The organism is Pseudomonas sp. IAC-BECa141 (assembly GCF_020544405.1).
Classification (GTDB): Bacteria; Pseudomonadota; Gammaproteobacteria; order Pseudomonadales; family Pseudomonadaceae; genus Aquipseudomonas.
This window is the reverse complement of sequence record NZ_CP065410.1, coordinates 568,234-588,457: the sequence shown is the minus strand read 5'-3', so window position 1 is coordinate 588,457 and position 20,224 is coordinate 568,234. Positions and strand designations below refer to the sequence as shown.

18 protein-coding genes are annotated in these 20,224 nt (G+C 62.2%); 5 read left to right on the top strand and 13 right to left on the bottom strand.

All coding sequences use genetic code 11. The annotated features are described in order from the left end of the window. Window positions 1-89: 89 nt before the first annotated feature. Both motB and motA read right to left on the bottom strand, forming a co-directional pair. Window positions 90-1,169, bottom strand: a complete 1,080-nt coding sequence (gene motB, locus I5961_RS02605) for a flagellar motor protein MotB (RefSeq protein WP_227234252.1) — start codon at window positions 1,167-1,169, stop codon at window positions 90-92. 3 nt (window positions 1,170-1,172) lie between these two features. Next, window positions 1,173-2,024, bottom strand: a complete 852-nt coding sequence (motA, locus tag I5961_RS02600; RefSeq protein ID WP_085685206.1) for a flagellar motor stator protein MotA — start codon at window positions 2,022-2,024, stop codon at window positions 1,173-1,175. A gap of 167 nt (window positions 2,025-2,191) precedes the next feature. Between motA and I5961_RS02595 the strand changes: the two genes are divergently transcribed. Genes I5961_RS02595 through asd form a run of 3 tightly spaced genes read left to right on the top strand, consistent with a single transcriptional unit; the run spans window position 2,192 to window position 5,464 of the window. Then, window positions 2,192-3,730, top strand: coding sequence for an HDOD domain-containing protein (locus I5961_RS02595; protein ID WP_085701025.1), 1,539 nt, complete (start codon window positions 2,192-2,194; stop codon window positions 3,728-3,730). A gap of 39 nt (window positions 3,731-3,769) precedes the next feature. Next, window positions 3,770-4,585, top strand: a complete 816-nt coding sequence (locus I5961_RS02590) for a rhodanese-like domain-containing protein (protein WP_064379082.1) — start codon at window positions 3,770-3,772, stop codon at window positions 4,583-4,585. 18 nt (window positions 4,586-4,603) lie between these two features. Continuing rightward, complete coding sequence (gene asd / locus I5961_RS02585; RefSeq protein WP_085701027.1) at window positions 4,604-5,464, top strand: archaetidylserine decarboxylase; 861 nt, start codon at window positions 4,604-4,606, stop codon at window positions 5,462-5,464. A gap of 60 nt (window positions 5,465-5,524) precedes the next feature. On the opposite strand, the gene I5961_RS02580 is transcribed toward asd, so the two are convergent. Continuing rightward, window positions 5,525-5,731 carry a hypothetical protein gene (locus tag I5961_RS02580; protein ID WP_227234251.1) on the bottom strand — a complete coding sequence of 69 codons (207 nt, stop codon included), beginning with the start codon at window positions 5,729-5,731 and terminating at the stop codon, window positions 5,525-5,527. A 72-nt stretch (window positions 5,732-5,803) separates the two neighbouring features. On the opposite strand from I5961_RS02580, the gene I5961_RS02575 reads away from it, so the two are divergent. Next, window positions 5,804-7,558 carry a molecular chaperone gene (locus I5961_RS02575; RefSeq protein ID WP_227234249.1) on the top strand — a complete coding sequence of 585 codons (1,755 nt, stop codon included), beginning with the start codon at window positions 5,804-5,806 and terminating at the stop codon, window positions 7,556-7,558. A 39-nt stretch (window positions 7,559-7,597) separates the two neighbouring features. Here I5961_RS02575 and serB read toward each other — a convergent pair whose 3' ends face one another. Beyond that, the gene (gene serB, locus I5961_RS02570; RefSeq protein ID WP_085701029.1) at window positions 7,598-8,812 is read right to left on the bottom strand and encodes a phosphoserine phosphatase SerB; all 1,215 of its coding nucleotides are present in this window, start codon (window positions 8,810-8,812) and stop codon (window positions 7,598-7,600) included. 134 nt (window positions 8,813-8,946) lie between these two features. On the opposite strand from serB, the gene I5961_RS02565 reads away from it, so the two are divergent. Beyond that, window positions 8,947-10,452, top strand: coding sequence for an AhpA/YtjB family protein (locus tag I5961_RS02565; RefSeq protein ID WP_227234247.1), 1,506 nt, complete (start codon window positions 8,947-8,949; stop codon window positions 10,450-10,452). Between the two features lie 226 nt (window positions 10,453-10,678). Here the strand turns inward: I5961_RS02565 and I5961_RS02560 are convergent, their stop codons facing one another. The 9 genes from I5961_RS02560 to I5961_RS02520 all read right to left on the bottom strand — a co-directional run bounded on the left by I5961_RS02560 (window position 10,679) and on the right by I5961_RS02520 (window position 20,039). Continuing rightward, on the bottom strand, window positions 10,679-11,389 hold the full coding sequence (locus I5961_RS02560; RefSeq protein ID WP_085701031.1) for a membrane integrity-associated transporter subunit PqiC: 711 nt from the start codon (window positions 11,387-11,389) through the stop codon (window positions 10,679-10,681). Window positions 11,390-11,620: 231 nt separating this feature from the next. Next, window positions 11,621-13,885: a DNA topoisomerase IV subunit A gene (gene parC, locus I5961_RS02555; RefSeq protein ID WP_085701032.1), complete on the bottom strand. Its 2,265-nt coding sequence runs from the start codon at window positions 13,883-13,885 to the stop codon at window positions 11,621-11,623. Between the two features lie 7 nt (window positions 13,886-13,892). Continuing rightward, entirely contained in the window at window positions 13,893-14,417 is a 525-nt protein-coding gene (locus I5961_RS02550; RefSeq protein ID WP_085701033.1) for a TIGR02281 family clan AA aspartic protease, read from the bottom strand. Further along, window positions 14,414-15,403, bottom strand: a complete 990-nt coding sequence (locus I5961_RS02545; protein WP_085685234.1) for an esterase-like activity of phytase family protein — start codon at window positions 15,401-15,403, stop codon at window positions 14,414-14,416. The genes I5961_RS02550 and I5961_RS02545 overlap by 4 nt, the downstream gene beginning before the upstream one ends. Beyond that, window positions 15,403-17,310, bottom strand: a complete 1,908-nt coding sequence (gene parE / locus I5961_RS02540) for a DNA topoisomerase IV subunit B (protein ID WP_085701034.1) — start codon at window positions 17,308-17,310, stop codon at window positions 15,403-15,405. The genes I5961_RS02545 and parE overlap by 1 nt, the downstream gene beginning before the upstream one ends. 42 nt (window positions 17,311-17,352) lie before the next feature. Continuing rightward, window positions 17,353-17,961 (bottom strand): YqiA/YcfP family alpha/beta fold hydrolase, encoded by a 609-nt coding sequence (locus I5961_RS02535; RefSeq protein WP_085705238.1) that lies wholly within the window; start codon window positions 17,959-17,961, stop codon window positions 17,353-17,355. A gap of 96 nt (window positions 17,962-18,057) precedes the next feature. Then, window positions 18,058-18,873, bottom strand: a complete 816-nt coding sequence (cpdA, locus tag I5961_RS02530; protein WP_227234246.1) for a 3',5'-cyclic-AMP phosphodiesterase — start codon at window positions 18,871-18,873, stop codon at window positions 18,058-18,060. A gap of 105 nt (window positions 18,874-18,978) precedes the next feature. Then, window positions 18,979-19,431, bottom strand: coding sequence for a DUF1249 domain-containing protein (locus I5961_RS02525; RefSeq protein WP_227234244.1), 453 nt, complete (start codon window positions 19,429-19,431; stop codon window positions 18,979-18,981). After that, a complete protein-coding gene (locus I5961_RS02520) occupies window positions 19,422-20,039 on the bottom strand; it encodes an NUDIX domain-containing protein (protein WP_085701038.1) in 618 nt (205 codons plus the stop codon). Before I5961_RS02520 ends, I5961_RS02525 begins: the two co-directional genes overlap by 10 nt. Window positions 20,040-20,224 lie beyond the last annotated feature (185 nt).

Here is a 20,224-nt window from a genome sequence, read left to right as displayed (position 1 = left end):
CGCTTATGCGCGATACCCTGCTCAACAACGCTCCTTGAATGCAGGGCACAGGGCACAAAAAAGCCGACATCACTGTCGGCTTTTTTGGATCACTGTTTCGGCGCGGGCGCCGGTGCAGTGGCCGGTGCAGCAGGCGCCGGGGCTGGCGCCGCGCTGCCCGGTTCGGTCGGTTTCGGCAGCGGGTCGTCGAACAGGTTCAGCCGTTCGCGCAACTCGTGGGCCGGCACCGGTTGCTGATCCGCCGGCAAGGCGTTCGGGTCGACCGGGGTGGCCGGAGCCGCGCCGTTCTGACCTTGCTCTGCCGGTTTTGCGGCATCGGCACCTTGCGCACCTTCGATGGCCGCCTGGGCTTTTTTGGTCAACACCACGATGTCGATGCGGCGGTTGACCGGGTTGAACGGGTTCTCCTTGTCAAACAGCGCCGACGAGGCGTAACCCACCACGCGAGCCACTTGAGCGTCCGGATAACTGCCTGCCACCAGTGCCCGCCGCGCGGCGTTGGCACGGTTGGCCGAAAGCTCCCAGTTGCCGAAGTCGCCGTTGCCCACGTAAGGCTTGGCATCGGTGTGGCCGCTGATGCTGATTTTGTTCGGCACCGCTTTGATGGTGTCGGCCATGGCCAGCAGGATGTCTTCGAAGTATGGCTTCAGGCGTGCAGAACCGGAGTCGAACATCGGCCGGTTCTCGGCGTCCATGATCTGGATGCGCAAGCCGTTCGGCGTGATTTCGAACAGGATCTGGTCCTTGAATTTCTGCAGCTGCGGGTTCTCGTCGACCTTGTTCTGCAGTTCTTGCAGCAGCAGCTCCAGGCGTTCCTTCTCGACCTGCTCGGCCATGCCTTCGACCTGATCGGTGTCGACCGTGACCTTGTCCGGTTGCGGCTGAGACTTCACTTCAGGGTTGAGGGTGTTTTCCGGCGCCAGGGTCGGCGTGCCGCCCAGATCGATGATGTACGGCGTACCGCTCTCGGAAAAACCGACCGGGTCCTTGAAGTAACCGGCGATGGCGATCTTCTGCTCCGGGGTCGCGGTGGACAGCAGCCACAACACCAGGAAGAACGCCATCATCGCCGTCGCGAAGTCGGCGAAGGCAATCTTCCACGCCCCGCCGTGATGCCCGCCGGCAATGCGCTTGACGCGCTTGACGATTATTGGCTGGTTATTTTCCATGGCTTAACGACCGCGAACGGCTTGTTCCAGCTCGGCAAAGCTTGGACGGTGAGCCGGGTACAGAACCTTGCGACCGAATTCGACAGCCAGCGACGGCGGCATGCCGGAGGCCGAAGCCACCAGCGAGGCCTTGATGGCTTCATAGACGTTCAGCTCTTCCTTGGCATCGTGCGCCAGCGAGTGCGCCAGCGGGCCGAAGAAACCGTACGCCGCGAGAATACCGAAGAAGGTACCGACCAGTGCCGCACCTACGTGCAGACCGATGGACTTCTGATCGCCGTCACCCAGAGACGCCATGGTCACCACGATACCCAGTACCGCCGCGACGATACCGAAACCCGGCATGCCGTCGGCAATGCCGTTGACGGCGTGCGATGGGTGCTCCAGTTCTTCTTTCAGGCTGTAAAGCTCCATGTCGAACAGGCCTTCCAGCTCGTGGGGAGCCATGTTGCCGGAGGACATGATGCGCAGGTAATCGCAGATGAACGCGGTCATGCGTTCGTCTTTCAGTACCGCCGGGTACTTGGCAAAAATCGGGCTCGCGGCGGCGTCTTCGATGTCGCCTTCGATGGCCATCATGCCTTCACGGCGGCTCTTGTTGAGGATCTCGTAGATCAGGCCGAGCACTTCCAGATAGAACGTGTGGCTGAAACGCGAACTGAACATGCTCAGGGACTTCTTGAGCACGTGCATCGTCATGTAACCGGGGTTGGCCTGCAGGAATGCACCGAGTGCCGCACCGCCGATGATCATCACCTCGAAGGGCTGGATCAGGGCGGCAATCTTGCCGTGGGAGAGCACGTATCCGCCGAGCACGCTCGCGAATACGACGATGATGCCGATAATTTTAGCCATAGGTAGAAAGGTACTTGTTTAAGTCGGGTTCAAGGTCATATTCGGAAGTTAAAAAATCTCTTCTTCTACTTATCGGCAAAACTGCGCCAGACTATAGCCAGTTCAGGCGAAAAGCCAATTTAGCCCATGCCGGGCGCGTCTACAGTCAGTGAAGATCTCGTCCAGACATGGCTAATGAAACGAACGTCCCACACGTGAAACCGACCACACTCGATGGCTGGGTGAAGTTGCTCGACAGCGTTCGCCTGCCAGTACCGCAAGACGCCCATGACCGAGTCTGCCGGGCGATTCGAGATGACCGCCGCTCGCTGCGCGACATCGCCGACCTGATGCAGGACAGCCCGGCGCTGGCCCTGAGCATCATCCGCGAAGCCAACCGCCACACCCATGGCAACATGACCGCGCCGGCGGAAAACCTCGAAGTGGCGATCAATCGCCTCGGCCTTGGCCGCACCGAGGAACTGCTGGCGCGCCTGCCCGCCGAACCTGCCGCGCAAATTCCCCAGGCCCTGCGCCAGCTGCAGATGATCAGCCAGCACGCCACGCAACAGGCCAACGGCTTTTTTGCCAGCCGCCTGGCGCGACTTTGGCAGGACATTCATTGGGGCAGCCTGCTGTTTCTGTCGCCGCTGTGGCCGTTGGCGCTGACCTTTCCCAAATTGCTTGAAGAGTGGGAAGTGCGGGTTATCCACAAAGGCGAATCAGCGCGCGTCGTGGAAAAGCAGCTGTTCGGTGTGCGCCTGCTGAAAATCGGCGAAGCGCTGGTGGAAGCCTGGCGTCTGCCGATCTGGGTGCAGCAAGGCTATCGACTGCTGCTGAACGAGCAGCGCGAACTGGTCAAGGTCCTGCGCATTGCCCGCGACGTCGATCATCCGCTGCGCCAGCAAAACCGCCTCGATGACGATCCGACCCTGCGCCGCTGGCTCAATCAACCGGCCAACACCGTGTTGCTGGCCAACGGCCTGGCCCTCTCGGCGCAACAAGCCTGGGACAGTCCGCACAGCGAGCGCTGGCAATACCTGACCAGCCTCTACCTGCAAATCTCGATGGACGAGGTGCAACAGCAGCTGCACCAACAGGCTGCCGTCAGCGCTCGCCTTCATTCCATGCCGGACCTGTGGCACCCGGCGGTTTCGCTGTTGTGGCCGTGGGGAACCCGTCGGCTGCCCGCCGGAATGCTCCCGGCGGCGGCGCCGTCCGCTGAAGATCTGACCCAGTGGCGCCGGCAGTGCGCCGAACTGCTGGCCGTGCCAAGCCGTTTCACCAACGCCATGAGCCTGACCGTCGCCGCCCGTGACGCGCTGGTCGCCAGCGGCATGCGCCGGGTGATGATCCTGATGGCCGACCGCAGCCACGCCAATCTGCGCGTCCATCAAACCTCAGGGTTGCCGAAGGAAGCCGCTGCGCTCAATTTCGTCGTCAGCCAGAGTTCGGTGCTGCAACGCCTGCTCGCGCAGCAGGCGCAAGTGCGGATCACCCCAGACAACAACGCCCAGTTTTCCGCCCTGCTCCCACCTTCGCTGCGCACGCTGTTTCGTGGCGAACATCTGTTCCTGCGCTCGCTGGTGAACAACGGCCGGGTGATCATGATCGTGGTCGCCGACCAGGGTGGCGGGCCGTTCGCCGACATCACCGTACAAGCCTTCGGCAAAACCGCGCAGTGCATCGAGAAAGCCCTGCACAGTTTTAGCCAGCGCGGCCAATGACAGCTACAATCCATCCCCTTTGTGCTCTGGAGACCTCACATGTCTGATTTCTCTGGCCTGGCCCTGGTGATCGAGCCGAGCGACCTGCTGCCGCGCCTCGAATCCCGCGATCTGATTCTGGTGGATCTGACCAGTGCCGCCCGCTACGCCGAGGGACATATTCCCGGCGCACGTTTTGTCGATCCGAAACGCACTCAGCTGGGTCAGGCGCCGGCTCCGGGCCTGTTGCCGAGCAAAGAAAAACTCGAAGAACTGTTCGGCGAACTCGGCCATCGCAAGGACGCGGTCTACGTGGTCTATGACGACGAAGGCGGCGGCTGGGCCGGGCGTTTCATCTGGCTGCTCGACGTGATCGGTCACGACAAATACCACTATCTCGACGGCGGTCTGCCGGCGTGGCTGGCGGAAGGTTCGCCGATGTCGATCCAGATTCCTCCGGCGGCGGGCGGCCCGGTTGCCCTGACCCTGCACGAGGAACCGACCGCCACCCGCGAATACCTGCAAAGCCGTCTCGGCGCTGCCGACCTGGCGATCTGGGACGCCCGCGGGCCGCTGGAATACTCCGGCGAGAAAGTCCTCGCGGCCAAGGGTGGACACATCCCCGGCGCGGTCAATTTCGAATGGACGGCGGGCATGGATCAGGCGCGCCAGTTGCGCATCCGTACCGACATGCCGCAGATCCTGGAAAACCTCGGGATCACCAAGGACAAAGAAATCATCACTCACTGCCAGACCCACCACCGGTCCGGTTTCACTTATCTGGTGGCCAAGGCTCTCGGTTATCCGCGGGTCAAGGGCTACGCCGGTTCCTGGGGCGAATGGGGCAACCACCCCGATACCCCCGTCGAGCTTTAAGGATTTTTAAGGACAGTCATGAAAGAGCGTTTGTTTATCATCAGCCAGTACCTGCTGCCGCATCACCTGCTGTCGCGCCTGGCCGGCTGCGTCGCCGAGTGCCGTGTGCGCTGGTTCAAAAATGCCTTCACCACCTGGTTCGCCAAGCGTTATCAAGTGGACATGTCCCAGGCGCTGGTTGAAGACGTAACCGCTTACGAGCACTTCAACGCCTTCTTCACCCGTGCCCTGAAAGACGGCGCACGTCCGCTGGACCAGACCCCGGGCGCGATCCTCAGCCCGGCCGACGGCGCGATCAGCCAGCTCGGCCCGATCGAGCACGGCCGCATCTTCCAGGCCAAGGGCCACAGCTTCAGCGTGCTGGAGCTGCTGGGTGGCGATGCGGCGAATGCTGCGCCGTTCATGGGGGGTGAATTCGCGACTGTTTACCTGTCGCCGAAGGACTACCACCGCGTGCACATGCCGCTGGCCGGCACCCTGCGCGAAATGGTCTACATCCCGGGCCGGATCTTCTCGGTCAACCAGACCACCGCGGAAAACGTCCCTGAGCTGTTCGCCCGCAACGAACGCGTGGCGTGCATCTTCGACACCGAGCGCGGCCCGATGGCCGTGGTGCTGGTGGGCGCGATGATCGTGGCCTCGATCGAAACCGTGTGGGCCGGTCTGGTCACGCCACCGAAGCGCGAACTGAAAACCTTCCGCTACGACGAAGCTGCCCGTGCGCCAATCCATCTGGAAAAAGGTGCAGAACTGGGGCGCTTCAAGCTGGGTTCGACCGCGATCGTGCTGTTCGGGCCGGATCAGGTGAAATGGGTTGAAGAAATCAAGGCCGGCTCGCCGGTACAGATGGGTCAGGCCCTGGCACTGTCCAACGCCTGAACCTGTTGATCCGCCCTTTCGCACATCTGCGAAGGGGCGGACACAACCTGAGTGGCGTCGTTACTCTATCTGCCCACGAAAGCCGATCGGCCCTTCGTTGGCGCAGGTATGGCTGCCGCCGAGGTTGTTCCCTCCGTCACTGAACGTGACGTTCAACGCGATAACGTTCTGGTTATCCCGCCCGCCGATCACCCACTTGCCACAAGCCTGGTAGTGCCTGCCGAAATGGCACCAGGCCAGCAGGCCAGCGGTAAAAAAGCCTGACAATCGCCTGCGAAACAGGCCACAACTGCTAGAGTTTTTGGCATTGCCCTATTCGCCGCCGGAGCTTGCCACGGCATGAGTGAGCCACGATCACGCCCCCAACTGAGCGCCCCGACGCCCACGCAGTTGCGCCTGTCCTTCTGTGAAGCCACCCCGCGCGACCTCAAACGCTGGATCTCCAACCTGCCCAAGGCCAACATCGGCGAAACCGCGCGTCTGCTGTATCAAGGCCTCGGCGAACTCAATCAACTGCTGACGCCCAGCGACAACCGCCTGCATCTGCTGGAACTGTTGCGGCCCGAGGTTTATTTCGTCTGCCAGCACCTGGAGCGGCACTTTCTGCATCAGGCGATCATGCTCGATGAGCGCTCGCGCAAGATCAGCAATCTATGCCAGGCCCTGCAAAGCCAACTGGCCATCGGTTACAAACAAATCATTCTGCGGATCGCGCCCAAGTACTCGCGGGATCGTGCAGCCCTGGTGAGCGAAGCGCTGCAACGCGCGGCTCATGCACTGAAAGCGCAACTGGTTCGCGCCACGCAGCTGTACAGCGCCGCGCCGGAACAGCTGTGGTTCGAGTTGCATCAATTGTTTCGCTGCGCCTGCGAGCTGCAACTGCAACATCGCCGGGTGCGCGACGACCTTGCCAGCCTGACCGGCGAGTTGAGCGTCGAGCAGACCTACCTCGCCGCCCTGTTGCTGGGCAGCGCCCGTTGTAATCAATTGCGACAGAACCAGATCGCACGCCTGGCCCAAGTAGTGGAACCGTGGAGTGCCTGGCTGAAACTGCACCCCGCCAATCAGGGCGAGGGGCTGTTCGCGGTTTCGGCCGAGATCGACGCCGGCCCGCGTTACCGCTCCCAGTTTCGCAGCGAGCAACAGGCCCGCCTGCTCGGCTTCGATCCGCAACCGCTGGTGAATGCCATCGAAGCCCACCTGCTGCATCAGGATGCGACCACGCCGCTGCCCGTACCGGCCGGTCTGACCCTCGACACCCTGCAACATTTGCACGCTACCTGGGGCGAAGCCGCCGAACGCAGCTTCCAGCGCACCGTCGGCCAGGGCAACCTGACCGTATGCGTCGGCATGAGCGCCCTGCACTTCTACCTCGGCGGCGAACGCACCTTCAGCGAACTGCTCAAGCACCCCGGCGCCCGTGCGGCGAATTTCAGCCGCGCGGTGGTTCAGGGCGAAAAGGATAGCTGGAGCCAAGCCTTCGATGCCGCGCCGCAGAGCACGTCCGATGAATTGTTGCCCTACGAGGAAATCCGCTACGAACCACTGATCGACGATGAAGGCGACACTGACAGCCCGCCGCATTACCCGACCTACGCCTTGCCCGTCATCAATCACAGCCCCGGTGGTTATTGCCTGGCCTGGCCAAAGGACGTACCGGCCGAATTGCAGGCCGGGGAAATGGTCGGGATTCAGGACAGCCTCAATCAGGGCTGGAGCATTGCCGTGGTGCGCTGGATCCGCCAGGTGCGCGGCGCCGGCACGCAAATGGGCATCGAACTGGTAGCTCCGCATGCCCGGCCATGTGGGTTGCAACTGGTGCGTTCGCGGGATGATCACAGCCAGTATCTGCGCGGTTTGCTGTTGCCGGAGATCAGCGCAATCGACTTGCCGGCGACGCTACTGGCGCCGCGACTGCCGTTTCAGGAGGGCAATAAAGTGCTGATCAACACCCAGGGCGAAGAGCACCGCGCCGGACTGGATCGGCGGGTGGCCAGCACTCACAGTTTCAATCAGTTTGCCTATCGCTCGCTGGAGGGCGCGCAGAATGGCGGGGGCGAAGAGGATTTCGACTCGTTGTGGAAATCTCTTTGAGCCAGGATCGCAACCGAGGGCTGCGATCCTGTGCACGGGTCAGAGCTGCCCGTCGCGATCCCGGAAGCCCAGCAGGTACAGCACGCCATCCAGACCGAGGGTCGAGATCGCCTGCTTCGCCGACTGCTTGACCAGCGGCTTGGCGCGGAACGCCACGCCCAGACCGGCGATGGCCAGCATCGGCAGGTCGTTGGCGCCGTCACCCACGGCGATGGTCTGCTCCAGGCGCAAACCTTCTTTTTCAGCCAGCTGCTTCAGCAGATCGGCCTTGCGCTGGGCATCGACGATCGGCTCGATGGCCACGCCGGTGCACTTGCCGTCGACCACTTCCAGTTCGTTGGCGAACACGTAGTCGATGCCTAGTTTGGCCTGCAGTTGCTTGGCGAAGTAGGTGAAGCCGCCCGACAGGATCGCGGTCTTGTAACCCAGGCGCTTGAGTTCGGCGAACAGGGTTTCGGCGCCTTCGGTCAGGCGCAGGGAGGCGCCGATCGAATCCAGCACGCTGACATCCAGGCCCTTGAGCAGCGCCAGACGCTCTTTGAAACTGGCGCGAAAATCCAGTTCACCGGCCATTGCCCGCTCGGTGATTGCCGAAACCTGGTCGCCGACGCCGGCGGCTTTGGCCAGCTCGTCGATGACTTCGGCTTCGATCAGGGTCGAGTCCATGTCGAACACCGCCAGACGACGGTTGCGACGGAACAGCGAATCTTCCTGGAAGGCGATGTCGACGTTCAGCTCCTGGGCCACGCTGAGGAATTCGGCGCGCAAGGCCTGCGGGTCGGCCGCTTCGCCGCGCACGGAAAACTCGATGCAACCCTTGCCCTTGTCCGCCGGAGTGTCCAATGGCATGCGACCCGACAGACGGTCGATATGGTCGATGTTCAGGCCGTATTTGGCGGTGATCGAGCTCACGGCCTGCAACTGGCCGGCGGTGACCTTGCGGGTCAGCAGGGTAACGATGTGGCGTTTCTTGCCCTGATTGCCCACCCATTGCTGGTAATCCTCTTCGGATACCGGGGTGAAGCGCACCTGCTGGTCGAGCTCATAGCCCTTGAACAGGATGTCCTTGAGCACCGACTTGCCTTGCAAGGAGTCGGGAATTTCCACCAGGATGCCGAACGACAGCATGTCGTGGATCACCGCCTGACCGATGTCGAGGATATTCACACCACCCTGCGCCAGTACACCGGTAATGGCCGCCGTCAGACCCGGACGGTCGACTCCCGTGATGTTAATCAGGACGATTTCGCGCAACGCGCACCCCCGCAACTGGAAAAAAACCGCATTCTACCCACTTTCAGTGACCATCGGGCACCGCCAGCGCTTTGCCGGTCTAGGGCCTGTCGCTATACTGCGCGTCAACTTCACGGACAAAAGAGCCGAGCTCAGTGAACCGGCCCACGCCAGTTAAAACCGATAACTTCTTTCTGCTGATCTTCCGTGCACTGCGCCACCGCCGTGTACCGATTGCATTGCGCATTGCCAGCCATAACGTGATCCTGGTCGCCCTGGCCCTGGTGATCTATGCCTGCGTGATGGGCCTGCAATTCAAGCAGGCCATGCACGAGCAGGCCGATGCGCTGGGCGAAAGCCTGACCACGCAGACCGCCACCTCCGCGACCGAGCTGCTGGTGTCCAACGACATCCTCAGCCTCAACGTGCTGCTCAACAACCTGACCAAGAACAAGCTGGTGGCCCACGCCGCCATCTACAGCGTGGACAACCGCATCCTCGCCGAGTCCGGTCAGCGGCCCAAGCACGGCCTGCTGGGCGAAGCCGAGGGCATGTACGAAAGCAAGATCACCTTTCAGGACGTGACCGCCGGGCAACTGCGCATCAGCCTGGACATGGATCAGTTCCAGCAGCCGATGACCATCAGCCTGCAAAGCATGGGCATCCTGAGTGCGATTCTGCTGGCACTGTCCCTGGCCCTGAGCCTGCGTCTGGGCCGGCACATCTCCACGCCGCTGCTGCAACTGCGCGTGTGGCTGCGGCGGATCGACGAATACACGCCGGGAATCGAGCGTCAGGACGAGATCGGCGATCTTGCCCGCCAGTTACACGCCAGCTATGCCCCGGAGCCGGCCGAACCGGAGCCCGAACCGGAACCCGAGTTCGACGACGAGCCGGAATTCGAAGTGCGCAACCTGCGTGATCCGAGTTTCGACGAAAGCCGCCCGATGGCCGCGCACAAGCCTGCCCCACGCCATGTGGTCAGCACCGTTGAAGACGACGATGACGAAGATCCGTTCGCCGACCTGCGTGACGAGTCGCTGAGCGAAACCGCACAACCGGCCGTGCGCCGACCGACCCCGAGCGTGCCGCAACATACGGCGGTGCTGGCGGTGCAACTGGGCTCGCAGGAACAACTGCGCCGCTTGCCGCGTGCGCGCCTGGAAGAGTTGCAGGATCGCTATCGCGACTGTCTGGAACAGGCCGCTTCGCTGTATCAGGGCGAAATCGAAACCCTGAACGATGGCAGCACGCTGATGCTGTTCCACACCGAAGACAGCGGCGACGATTACCTGACCAACGCCATCTGCTGCGGCGAGCTGCTGCGGGCGCTGGGCCACCAGTTGCAGATCGAAGTCGCCGACAGCGGCATCACCCTGCAATTGCAGCTGGGCCTGACTCTTGGTGACGAACTGTTCGGTCTGAGCCAGATTGACCTGCTGTTGACCGACAGCGCTCAAGACGCCCTGGCGCTGTCGCAACACAGCCGCAACCTGCTGCTGGTGGAGCGCAAGATCGGTGACGACGCGCTGATCCGTCAGCGTGCGCGGATCCGGCCGATTGCCAGCCCTGAAGGCGCCTGCTGCGTGGAGCGTTTGATGGAGCCATATCCGTCGATGCTCGAGCGGCAACTGGCGCGGATGCATGAGCGTCGGGCCTGAGGCCTTGATGTAAAGAAGCCCGCAGATGATCACTCGTCTGCGGGCTTTTTTGTGTGTGGCGTTCTGGATTTTTTATGCACTCTCGACAGCCCCTCACCCTACCCTCTCCCTCCAAGCGGTCCGACGTTTCGGGAGGGTTCGGGTGAGGGGCTTTTGATCGTCCACGCAGAGCCCCAGACACAACAAAGCCCGCACAAGGCGGGCTCTGTCCTGACTCGTTCCAGCCTTAAAAGCGGAACACTTCCATATCGGTACGAATCGGCGAAGCCATCGGGATCTTCGGCTGCTTCTCGGCTTCCGCCGCCGGTGCTGCCGGCTTCGGTGCCGGTTTGCGTGGCGCTTCGGCAACCGGTGGCTGGTTGGCCAACGGCTTGAGCGCGACCGACAGTTGCTCGGCCAGACGCTGCAGCAGAATGCCTTGCGCCTGAACCTGGGAAGCCGTGCTGCCACTGTGCAGTTCTTGCAAGTGGACGATGCGGTTGTCACGCACCTGGCCACGACGGTCGAGCAGTCGCCACTGCGCGTCAAGAATCGCCGGCTGTTTTGCGCCGGAGTCCAGACGAGTGATGGTCAACAACACTTGAACATCGGGCGTGAACCCGGTGGTCGCCGGTGCCAGTACCACCCGCTGGCTGTCCAGACGACCGGCAACCTGACGCAGCAGCAATTGATCGATATCCGACGAAAGGCTACCAGCCCAGCGACCATCGACCGAGGCTTGCAGGCTGCCGTCCGGTTGACGCTGCAACAGGGTTTCCCGCTGCAGGTAATCGGCAACGATTACAGGACCCAGCAGAACTGCCATGCCTGAGCTTTGCGCAGGCTGAGCCGGACTTCCGCTGTCCAGCTGATACAGCGACACCGGCTGGTGAACGCTGCAACCCGCCAGGCCAAGAACGCCGGCGAGCAGGAAAATAAGGGGGCGCAGAGAAGTCATCATCCCGTCCAGGTGGCCGCCACAAGGCTGACCACAGTGAAAATACTCAGCAAATATGAAGAACGCTCGGCCACGCCGGCGCTTGGAAAGGCCATATCATCCGTGAATATGCGTTCCGACTCCAGCGCCAAAGCGCCGATCTACGGGTTAAATCGAAGATCGGACGCTCTAGAGAGGCGTTCTCACTCATTTTCTCCGCCGGAGAAATCAGTACGAACGCCCCCTGGCCGCTTAATTGAGGTTTTCGACGAGCAGCGCATCCACCCGCTGGAAGCCACGTGGCAGTTTGTTACCACGGCGACCACGCTCACCTTTGTAGTGTTCGAGGTCGTCGGCCTTCAGCGACAAGGTACGTTTTCCGGCCTGCAGCACCAAGGTGGCGCCTTCCGGAAGAACGGCGATGTCCGTGACATATTCTTCGCGACTGGCCACACGCTCACCGGAAATACCGATGATCTTGTTGCCTTTGCCCTTCCCTAATTGTGGCAGGTCGCTGATCTTGAAGATCAGCAGGCGACCCTCGGTCGTTACCGAGGCCAGCCAGTTGTGCTCGCGGTCGGCCACCGGACGCGGCGCGATCACCTTGGCGTTGTTCGGCAGGCTCAACAGCGCCTTGCCGGCCTTGTTCTTGGCTTGCAGGTCTTCACCTTTCACCACGAAACCGTAGCCGGCGTCAGAGGCGATCACGTACAGCGAGTCCTCTTCCGGCATCAGCACACATTCGAACGTTGCGCCCGGCGGCGGCGTCAGACGACCGGTCAACGGCTCGCCCTGGCCTCGTGCCGATGGCAGGGTGTGGGTGGCCAGCGAGTAACTGCGGCCCGTGGAGTCGATGACCACGGCCGACTGGTTCGAACGCCCCGCTGCCGAGGTCTTGAAGCCGTCGCCAGCCTTGTACGACAGGCCGGTGGCGTCGATATCGTGGCCCTTGGCCGAACGGATCCAGCCTTTTTCCGACAGCACGACGGTGACTTTCTCGTTCGGCAGCAGATCGTGCTCGGTCAGCGCCTTGGCTTCAGCGCGCTCGACGATTGGCGACCGACGATCATCGCCGTAGGTTTCGGCGTCTTTCAGCAGCTCACTGCGAACCAGCTTCTTCAGCTTGGCTTCACTGCTCAGCAGCGCTTGCAGCTTGGCTTGTTCCTTGAGCAGTTCATCCTGCTCGTCGCGCAGCTTCATCTCTTCCAGTCGCGCCAACTGACGCAGACGGGTATCGAGGATGTAATCGGCCTGGATTTCGCTGAGGGCAAAACGCTCGATCAGTTTGGCTTTCGGCTGATCCTCGGTGCGGATGATGTGAATCACTTCATCCAGGTTGAGGTAGGCAATCAGCAAACCGTCCAACAGGTGCAGGCGGCGCTCGACCTTGTCGAGGCGGAATTGCAGCCGGCGACGCACGGTCAGCACGCGGAATTCCAGCCACTCCACCAGCAACGCACGGAGGTTTTTCAGCTGCGGCTTGCCGTCCAGACCGATGATGTTGACGTTGACCCGATACGTCGACTCCAGCTCGGTGCTGGCGAACAGGTGCTGCATCAACGCTTCGTGATCGACGCGGCTGTTGACCGGGATGATCACGATGCGGCACGGGTTCTCGTGATCGGATTCATCGCGCAGGTCGGCGATCTGCGGTGCTTTCGACGGCTTGGCCTGCATCAGCGCGGCGATCTGCTCCAGCACTTTGGCCCCGGAGACCTGGTGCGGCAGCGCGGTGATGATGATGTCGCCGTCCTCGACGTGGTACACGGCGCGCATGCGCACCGAGCCCTTGCCGGTTTCGTACATTTTCAGCAGGTCGGCGCGCGGAGTGATGATTTCCGCTTCGGTCGGGTAGTCCGGGCCCTGGATGTGTTCGCAAAGCTGTTCGACCGTGGCTTTCGGCTCGTCGAGCAGGCGCACGCACGCGGTGGCGACTTCGCGCAGGTTGTGCGGCGGCACATCGGTGGCCATGCCCACGGCGATACCGGTGGTGCCGTTGAGCAGGATGTTCGGCAAACGTGCCGGCAACACCAGCGGTTCCTGCAGGGTGCCGTCGAAGTTCGGGCCCCAGTCTGCGGTGCCCTGGCCCAGTTCGCTGAGCAGCACTTCGGAATAACGTGACAGCCGCGCTTCGGTGTAACGCATGGCGGCGAAGGATTTCGGATCGTCCGGCGCACCCCAGTTACCCTGGCCGTCCACCAGCGTGTAGCGATAGCTGAACGGCTGGGCCATCAGCACCATCGCTTCGTAGCACGCCGAGTCGCCGTGGGGGTGGAACTTGCCGAGCACGTCGCCGACGGTACGCGCCGATTTCTTGTGCTTGGAATCGGCATCCAGCCCCAGCTCGCTCATGGCGTAGACGATACGCCGCTGTACCGGTTTCAGACCGTCGCCGATATGCGGCAAGGCACGGTCCATGATCACGTACATGGAGTAGTTGAGGTAGGCATTTTCGGTGAAGTCAGCCAGCGACCGGCGTTCTACGCCATCTAAGCTGTCTGCAAGGTTGTCGCTCATGCGGGCCTCATCGGTTCGTTGTCTGGCGCAGCAGCATGGTGCCGCCGCGCTGAGTAAATTCAAGTTTGTTCAGGGCGCTCATGCCGAGCAGCACCTGATCGCCATGCAGGCCGGGCGCCACCAGTGCGCGGACATCCCGCAGCACGATGTCGCCCAGTTGCAGGCGGTCGATCCGGGTGCGATAGCCCTGGCTCAGGCCATTGGCCGTGCTCAGGGTCACACCGAAACCTTCTTCCAGCCGAAGGTTTTTCGCCACTTCGGCCGGGATTGCCACGTCGGTCGCGCCAGTGTCGAGCATGAACTCCACCGGCCGACCGTTGATCAGGCCGCTGGCGACAAAATGTCCCTGGGCGTTGCCGATCAGTTTCACTTCGATAAAGCCGTTACCCTGCTGCGAAGCCACTTCCACATTGGGATTGCGCTGGCGCTCTTCCCACTGGCCGAAGAACCGCGTGGCCAGAAACAGCGCCGCGCACCAGGCCAGAATCATCAACACCCGACCGGCGCGCCTGCCCGGCGGTTGCTGGCTCATGGCTTGGCGCTCCAGCCACCCTCGGGCGCGGCGAATCGCCAGATGATCGGGCGGACCTCGCCATCGGCCCGGGGACCAAAATTGTTGTCGACGCCGATCCACGCACCTTGAGCATCGACCACCAGCGCCTCTTCCAGCCCGAAGTTCTGCGAATAACGACGATTGGCCTGCAACAACTCGGCCGCATACGACCAGCAAAGCTCGACCTTGGCCGTCAGCGCATCGCGACGACAGATCTGGTACGCGTTGCGCTCAAGGGTAAACAGTTTGCCGTTGAACAGGGACACGTCGGAAAAATCCCGATTGACCGGGCGGGCTTTCGGAAACTGCGGCGGTTGCATTTCCATCCCGCCCTCGCTGAGCAGCACGCAGCGCCCGTCACAATCCCACACCGTCTGCTGACGCTTGATCATCAGCAAGCCACGGCTTTGCCGCTCCGCAGCCAGCCACATCTGATCGCCCGCCGGATTGATCGCCAGGCCTTCGAATATCGCGTTGAACTGCAGCAACATCCCGCTGGCCCGCGCCTCGCGGACCATCATCGGCGAGATTTTCAGCCACGACGACGGCCCCTGAGGCGGCACTTGCAGCACCGCTGCGTGGGCTTCGCTGACAATGTAGCGGTTGCCGGCGCTGTCGCAGGTGATGCCTTCGAAATCCAGATCGCCGCCCCGAATGAACGAAGCCGCCCAGGTGCGCGAGCTGATGCCCCACGGCAAGCCGCTGTCCGGCACTTTCGGCGGATCGATGCGCACGGCCGTGGCCTGCCAGACCCGGTCGCGGATATCGAGACGGTAGATCTGGTCATCGTCGCGATCCGAAACGGTCCACAGATCATTGCCACACAAGGCCAGCCCCGACAGGTTGCCGCCGCGCATGCCTTCGACCGGGTGCTCGGCGAGCACGCGCAGCTCTTGCGCAGGCTCTGCCGACACCGTCATCGAACCCAGCAGCAACGCACCCGCCAAGGCCCAGCCAAACCGCATCAGGCCAGAACCTCGGCGAGGTTGCCCTTGGATTCGAGCCAGGTCTTGCGGTCGCCGGCGCGTTTCTTCGCCAGCAGCATGTCCATTATTTCCGAGGTCTGGGCGAAGTCGTCCCCGAGGGTCAACTGCACCAGGCGCCGAGTGTTCGGGTCCATGGTGGTTTCACGCAGTTGCGGCGGGTTCATTTCACCCAGACCCTTGAATCGGGTGACCTGCGGCTTGCCGCGTTTCTTCTCGGCCACCAGACGGTCAAGGATCCCGTCGCGCTCGGCCTCGTCGAGGGCGTAGTAGATCTCTTTGCCCAGGTCGATGCGGTACAGCGGCGGCATCGCGACGTAGACGTGACCAGCGTCCACCAGCGGGCGGAAATGCTGGACGAACAAAGCGCAGAGCAAGGTCGCGATGTGCAGACCGTCGGAGTCGGCGTCAGCGAGGATGCAGATCTTGCCGTAGCGCAGCTGGCTCATGTCCTCGGCGCCCGGATCGACACCGATGGCCACGGCGATGTTGTGCACTTCCTGGCTGGCCAGCACTTCACTGCCGTCGACTTCCCAGGTATTGAGGATCTTGCCGCGCAACGGCAGGATCGCCTGGAATTCCTTGTCCCGCGCCTGTTTGGCCGAACCGCCGGCGGAATCACCTTCCACCAGGAACAGCTCGGAACGCATCGGGTCCTGCCCCGCGCAATCGGCCAGTTTGCCCGGCAATGCCGGCCCCTGGGTGATGCGCTTGCGCTCGACTTTCTTGCTGGCCTTCAGACGACGGCCGGCGTTGCTGATCGCCAGTTCTGCCAGCGCCAGACCGGTTTCCGGGTTGGCATTGAGCCACAGGCTGAACGCATCCTTGACCACGCCGGAGACAAATGCCGCCGCTTCACGGGACGACAGACGTTCCTTGGTCTGACCGGAAAATTGCGGTTCCTGCATCTTCATCGACAGGACGAAAGCGATGCGTTCCCAGACGTCCTCCGGGGCCAGTTTGACGCCACGCGGCAGCAGGCTGCGGAATTCGCAGAACTCACGCATCGCATCGAGCAGCCCCTGACGCAGACCGTTGACGTGGGTACCGCCCTGCTCCGTCGGAATCAGGTTGACGTAGCTTTCGGTGACCGAAGTACCGCCTTCAGGCAGCCACAGCAGGGCCCACTCGACCGCTTCCTTGGCGCCGGCCAGGTTGCCGCAGAACGGCGCGTCCGGCAGACGCTCGAATTCGCTGACCGCATCCACCAGATAGGAGCGCAGGCCGTCTTCGTAGTGCCACTCGACCTTTTCGCCGGTGCCTTTGTCTTCGAAGCTGATCAGCAGCCCCGGGCAGAGAACGGCCTTGGCCTTGAGCACGTGCTTGAGGCGGCTGATGGAGAATTTCGGCGAATCGAAGTATTTCGGGTCCGGCGCGAAGTACACGCTGGTCCCGGTATTGCGCTTGCCAACGGTGCCGATGACTTGCAGATCGGTGGCCTTGAAGCCATCGGCGAAGGTCATTTCGTATTCGTTGCCGTCACGTTTGACCCGCACCCGCACCTGGGTCGACAAGGCGTTGACCACGGAAATACCCACCCCGTGCAGACCGCCGGAGAACTGGTAGTTCTTGTTGGAAAACTTGCCGCCCGCATGGAGCTTGGTGAGGATCAGTTCGACGCCCGACACGCCCTCTTCCGGGTGAATGTCGACCGGCATGCCACGGCCGTCGTCGCAGACTTCCAGCGAATGGTCGGCGTGGAGGATGACCTGGATCGATTTGGCGTGGCCGGCCAGGGCTTCGTCGACACTGTTGTCGATGACTTCCTGGGCAAGGTGGTTCGGCCGACTGGTGTCGGTGTACATGCCGGGGCGCTTGCGCACCGGGTCGAGGCCCGAGAGGACTTCGATGGCGTCGGCGTTATAGGAGCTAGCGCTGGGAGTGGCCATAGGGTCTCGTCGTCAGTGATTCAATGAAAATGGGGCAAGACTTCACAGTGCGGTGAAATCGACTGCCTGATAGATATCGGCGCCAATCCCGGCAAAGCTGAGCAATGCCGGCAATTGTGTAACAAATCCCTGGAAACTGTGGTCGCCGCCAGCCTGGATGCGCAAGGCACAGGCCCGGTAATACTGCTGGGCAAGGCGATAATCCAGTGTTTCATCGCCGGTCTGCAACCATACCTGATAACGCTGCGGATCCTGTGGCGCCGGCACTTCCAGCTCGGCCAGGGCCGTCACGTGGTCGTGGGTCAGTTCCCAGGTCTCGTCGGTGTACAGGTTTTTCTGGGTGCCCAGGTATCCGTCGAACATCCGGTGCGGACTGACGGCCGGGTTGACCAGCAGGGCTTTCAGGCCATGGCGCTCGGCCAGGTGAGTCGCATAGTAGCCGCCGAGCGAACTTCCCACCAGCAACGGCCGGCCGAGTTCGGCAATTGCCTGTTCCAGCTGACCGATGGCTTCGCGCGGGTGGTGATGCAGCGCGGGGACACGCAGTTGATCGCTCAAACCCAGCCGCTCCATCACCTCGACCAGCTGACAGGCCTTTTTCGAAGCCGGCGCGCTGTTGAAACCATGGATATAGAGAATCGAACCGGACATTTGAGCTCCCTGGGCGTCGGCTGAAGATAGCGGAGTTTACAGGGAGTCGAGGGGTGTTGGGCCAGCACCCGAGGAAATCAGCGCTGTGCCCGTCAATCAGTAACCGTCGGAGCCGTAATCGACAGTGAACCGGAAATCAGTGACACGCTCCACGCCAGTCTCGATCCGCCCGTCCGGCAGCAATCGCAACCAGCGATACCCCGGCGCCTGTTCGCCAACCTTGAAATCTTCGCTGCCCGGCTCGAACTGGATGCAGGTCGACGGCGAGGCGATCAACCTTACGCCGTTGCGTTCGCGGTCGATTTCCTGATGGACATGCCCCCACAGCACGGCGCGGGCCTGCGGGAAACGGTCGAGCACTTCGAAAAACGCTTCCGGATTGCGCAAGCCGATCGGCTCCATCCAGGCGCAACCGATCGACACCGGATGGTGGTGCAAGCACACCAGATGATGGCGATCCGGCGCTTCGCTCAGGGAGCTGGCGAGCAATTGCAGTTGGTCGTCCTGCAGATACCCCGGCACCGATCCGGGCACCGCCGAATCGAGCAGGGTCACGCGCCAGTTGCCGACATCCACCACGGACTCCAGCAACGCACTCTTGACCGTCGCCTGAGCCATGATCTGGGGTTCATCGTGGTTGCCGGGGATCCAGCGGGCCGGCGCATCGATCTGCGCCGTCATCTGGCGGAATTGCTGATAGGACTCCAGCGTGCCGTCCTGGGACAAGTCGCCGCTGGCAACGATCAGGTCGATCCGCGGTTGCTGTTCAAGCACCAGCTCGATGACTTTTTGCAGACTCTCGCGGGTATTCATGCCCAGCAGCGTTCTGTCCGCCTCGGCGAACAGATGACTGTCAGAGAGTTGCACCAGCAACGCCATGTCGGCGGTGGTCAAAGTCGATACGCTCGGCAAGGCGTTCTCCCCCGGGATCGCGGGACTGGATAGGTGCGGCAATTATGCGGGGGGACAGCGTAAAGAGAAACCGGCGAAACGGACGCAGTTCACAACTTGCGGTGGTTATCGGACCGCCGCGTATTCGTGTCCGCACGCCAGGCAGTGACTCAGCCATTCGCCCAGGAACAGATTGAGCTGGGCCTTTTCGTCCGGCTGATGCATGGCCGCATTCGGGTAAGGATAGACGCCGCGAAAACGTCGCGCATGCTCGGCGCTGATCACCTCGGCCATGCGCGCGTCGTGATAGACCTGCACTTCCAGTTGCGGCACCGGCAGCCACGGCAGGCTGTGTTCCTGGCGCACTTGCAGGGTCGTGGTGTACGGACAGGTCTGCAGCACCTCGAGCGCCAGAACGCCGAGCATCTGGTCGCCCTGGGTCACGGCAATGCGCCGGGCCTGCGGGTCGTTGCGCATGTCCGGCAACAGTCGCATCAGGCGCGCGTAGTTGGCCTCGCAGGCGGCTTGCAGCCCCACGAGGTCGACGCGGTAGCGATCGCGCAACTTGTTTACGACCATAGCCCCCTCACTTCGGCGCGGTTGAGCGCCAGCCACTGCAAGGCGATGATGCTCGCCGCATTGGCAATCTGTCCGTCGCGTACAGCCTGCAAGGCATCTTCGAAAGCCCAGACCGTGACGCGGATATCTTCGGCTTCTTCCTCCAGACCATGCAGGCCGCCTGCGCCCTCCGTGCTGCAACGCCCCAGGTACAGATGCACGAATTCGTTGCTGCCGCCCGGCGATGGAAAGTATTTGGTCATTGGCCACAGGGCCTTGATGTCCAGCCCAGCTTCCTCCTGCGCTTCGCGGTGAGCAACTTCTTCCGGCTGTTCATCCTTGTCGATCAGACCGGCGACCAGTTCCACCAGCCACGGGTTGTCGGCCTTGCCCATGGCGCCGACACGAAACTGCTCGATCAGCACCACTTCATCGCGCTGCGGATCGTAGGGCAGCATGCACACGGCATCATGGCGCACGAACACTTCACGATTGATTTCGCGGCTCATGCCACCGGCGAACAGTTCATGGCGCAAATGCACGCGATCGAGCTTGTAGAAGCCCTCGTAGCATTGCACCCGCTGCACGATATCGACGGCGGTTGGAATGGCATTGGCAAAATCGGTCATGGGCATCCTCGTCTACTGCAGATTCCAATACGAGGTTCGTCTTTCTAATGGCGACCTCGACTTCGCGCCATCCTAACGCGCCCGTGACATTTGATGCAGCCCCTTTACTGTCAGCGGGATGGACGGTGAAGGCGAAACCCACTCTAATTAGCTTAGTGGCGAACTGACCGCTTCGTTGAGAGTCG

What these genes read in the sequence shown, in the direction of transcription:
- I5961_RS02595 (WP_085701025.1), top strand. Translation starts at nt 2,192, where the DNA reads ATGGCTAATGAAACGAACGTCCCACACGTGAAACCGACCACACTCGAT.
- I5961_RS02545 (WP_085685234.1), bottom strand. Translation starts at nt 15,403, where the DNA reads ATGCGGTTTGGCTGGGCCTTGGCGGGTGCGTTGCTGCTGGGTTCGATG.
- I5961_RS02525 (WP_227234244.1), bottom strand. Translation starts at nt 19,431, where the DNA reads ATGGTCGTAAACAAGTTGCGCGATCGCTACCGCGTCGACCTCGTGGGG.
- parC (WP_085701032.1), bottom strand. Translation starts at nt 13,885, where the DNA reads ATGAGCGACAACCTTGCAGACAGCTTAGATGGCGTAGAACGCCGGTCG.
- motB (WP_227234252.1), bottom strand. Translation starts at nt 1,169, where the DNA reads ATGGAAAATAACCAGCCAATAATCGTCAAGCGCGTCAAGCGCATTGCC.
- parE (WP_085701034.1), bottom strand. Translation starts at nt 17,310, where the DNA reads ATGGCCACTCCCAGCGCTAGCTCCTATAACGCCGACGCCATCGAAGTC.
- I5961_RS02550 (WP_085701033.1), bottom strand. Translation starts at nt 14,417, where the DNA reads ATGAGCCAGCAACCGCCGGGCAGGCGCGCCGGTCGGGTGTTGATGATT.
- I5961_RS02535 (WP_085705238.1), bottom strand. Translation starts at nt 17,961, where the DNA reads ATGTCCGGTTCGATTCTCTATATCCATGGTTTCAACAGCGCGCCGGCT.
- motA (WP_085685206.1), bottom strand. Translation starts at nt 2,024, where the DNA reads ATGGCTAAAATTATCGGCATCATCGTCGTATTCGCGAGCGTGCTCGGC.
- I5961_RS02560 (WP_085701031.1), bottom strand. Translation starts at nt 11,389, where the DNA reads ATGACTTCTCTGCGCCCCCTTATTTTCCTGCTCGCCGGCGTTCTTGGC.
- I5961_RS02590 (WP_064379082.1), top strand. Translation starts at nt 3,770, where the DNA reads ATGTCTGATTTCTCTGGCCTGGCCCTGGTGATCGAGCCGAGCGACCTG.
- I5961_RS02520 (WP_085701038.1), bottom strand. Translation starts at nt 20,039, where the DNA reads ATGACCGATTTTGCCAATGCCATTCCAACCGCCGTCGATATCGTGCAG.
- asd (WP_085701027.1), top strand. Translation starts at nt 4,604, where the DNA reads ATGAAAGAGCGTTTGTTTATCATCAGCCAGTACCTGCTGCCGCATCAC.
- I5961_RS02575 (WP_227234249.1), top strand. Translation starts at nt 5,804, where the DNA reads ATGAGTGAGCCACGATCACGCCCCCAACTGAGCGCCCCGACGCCCACG.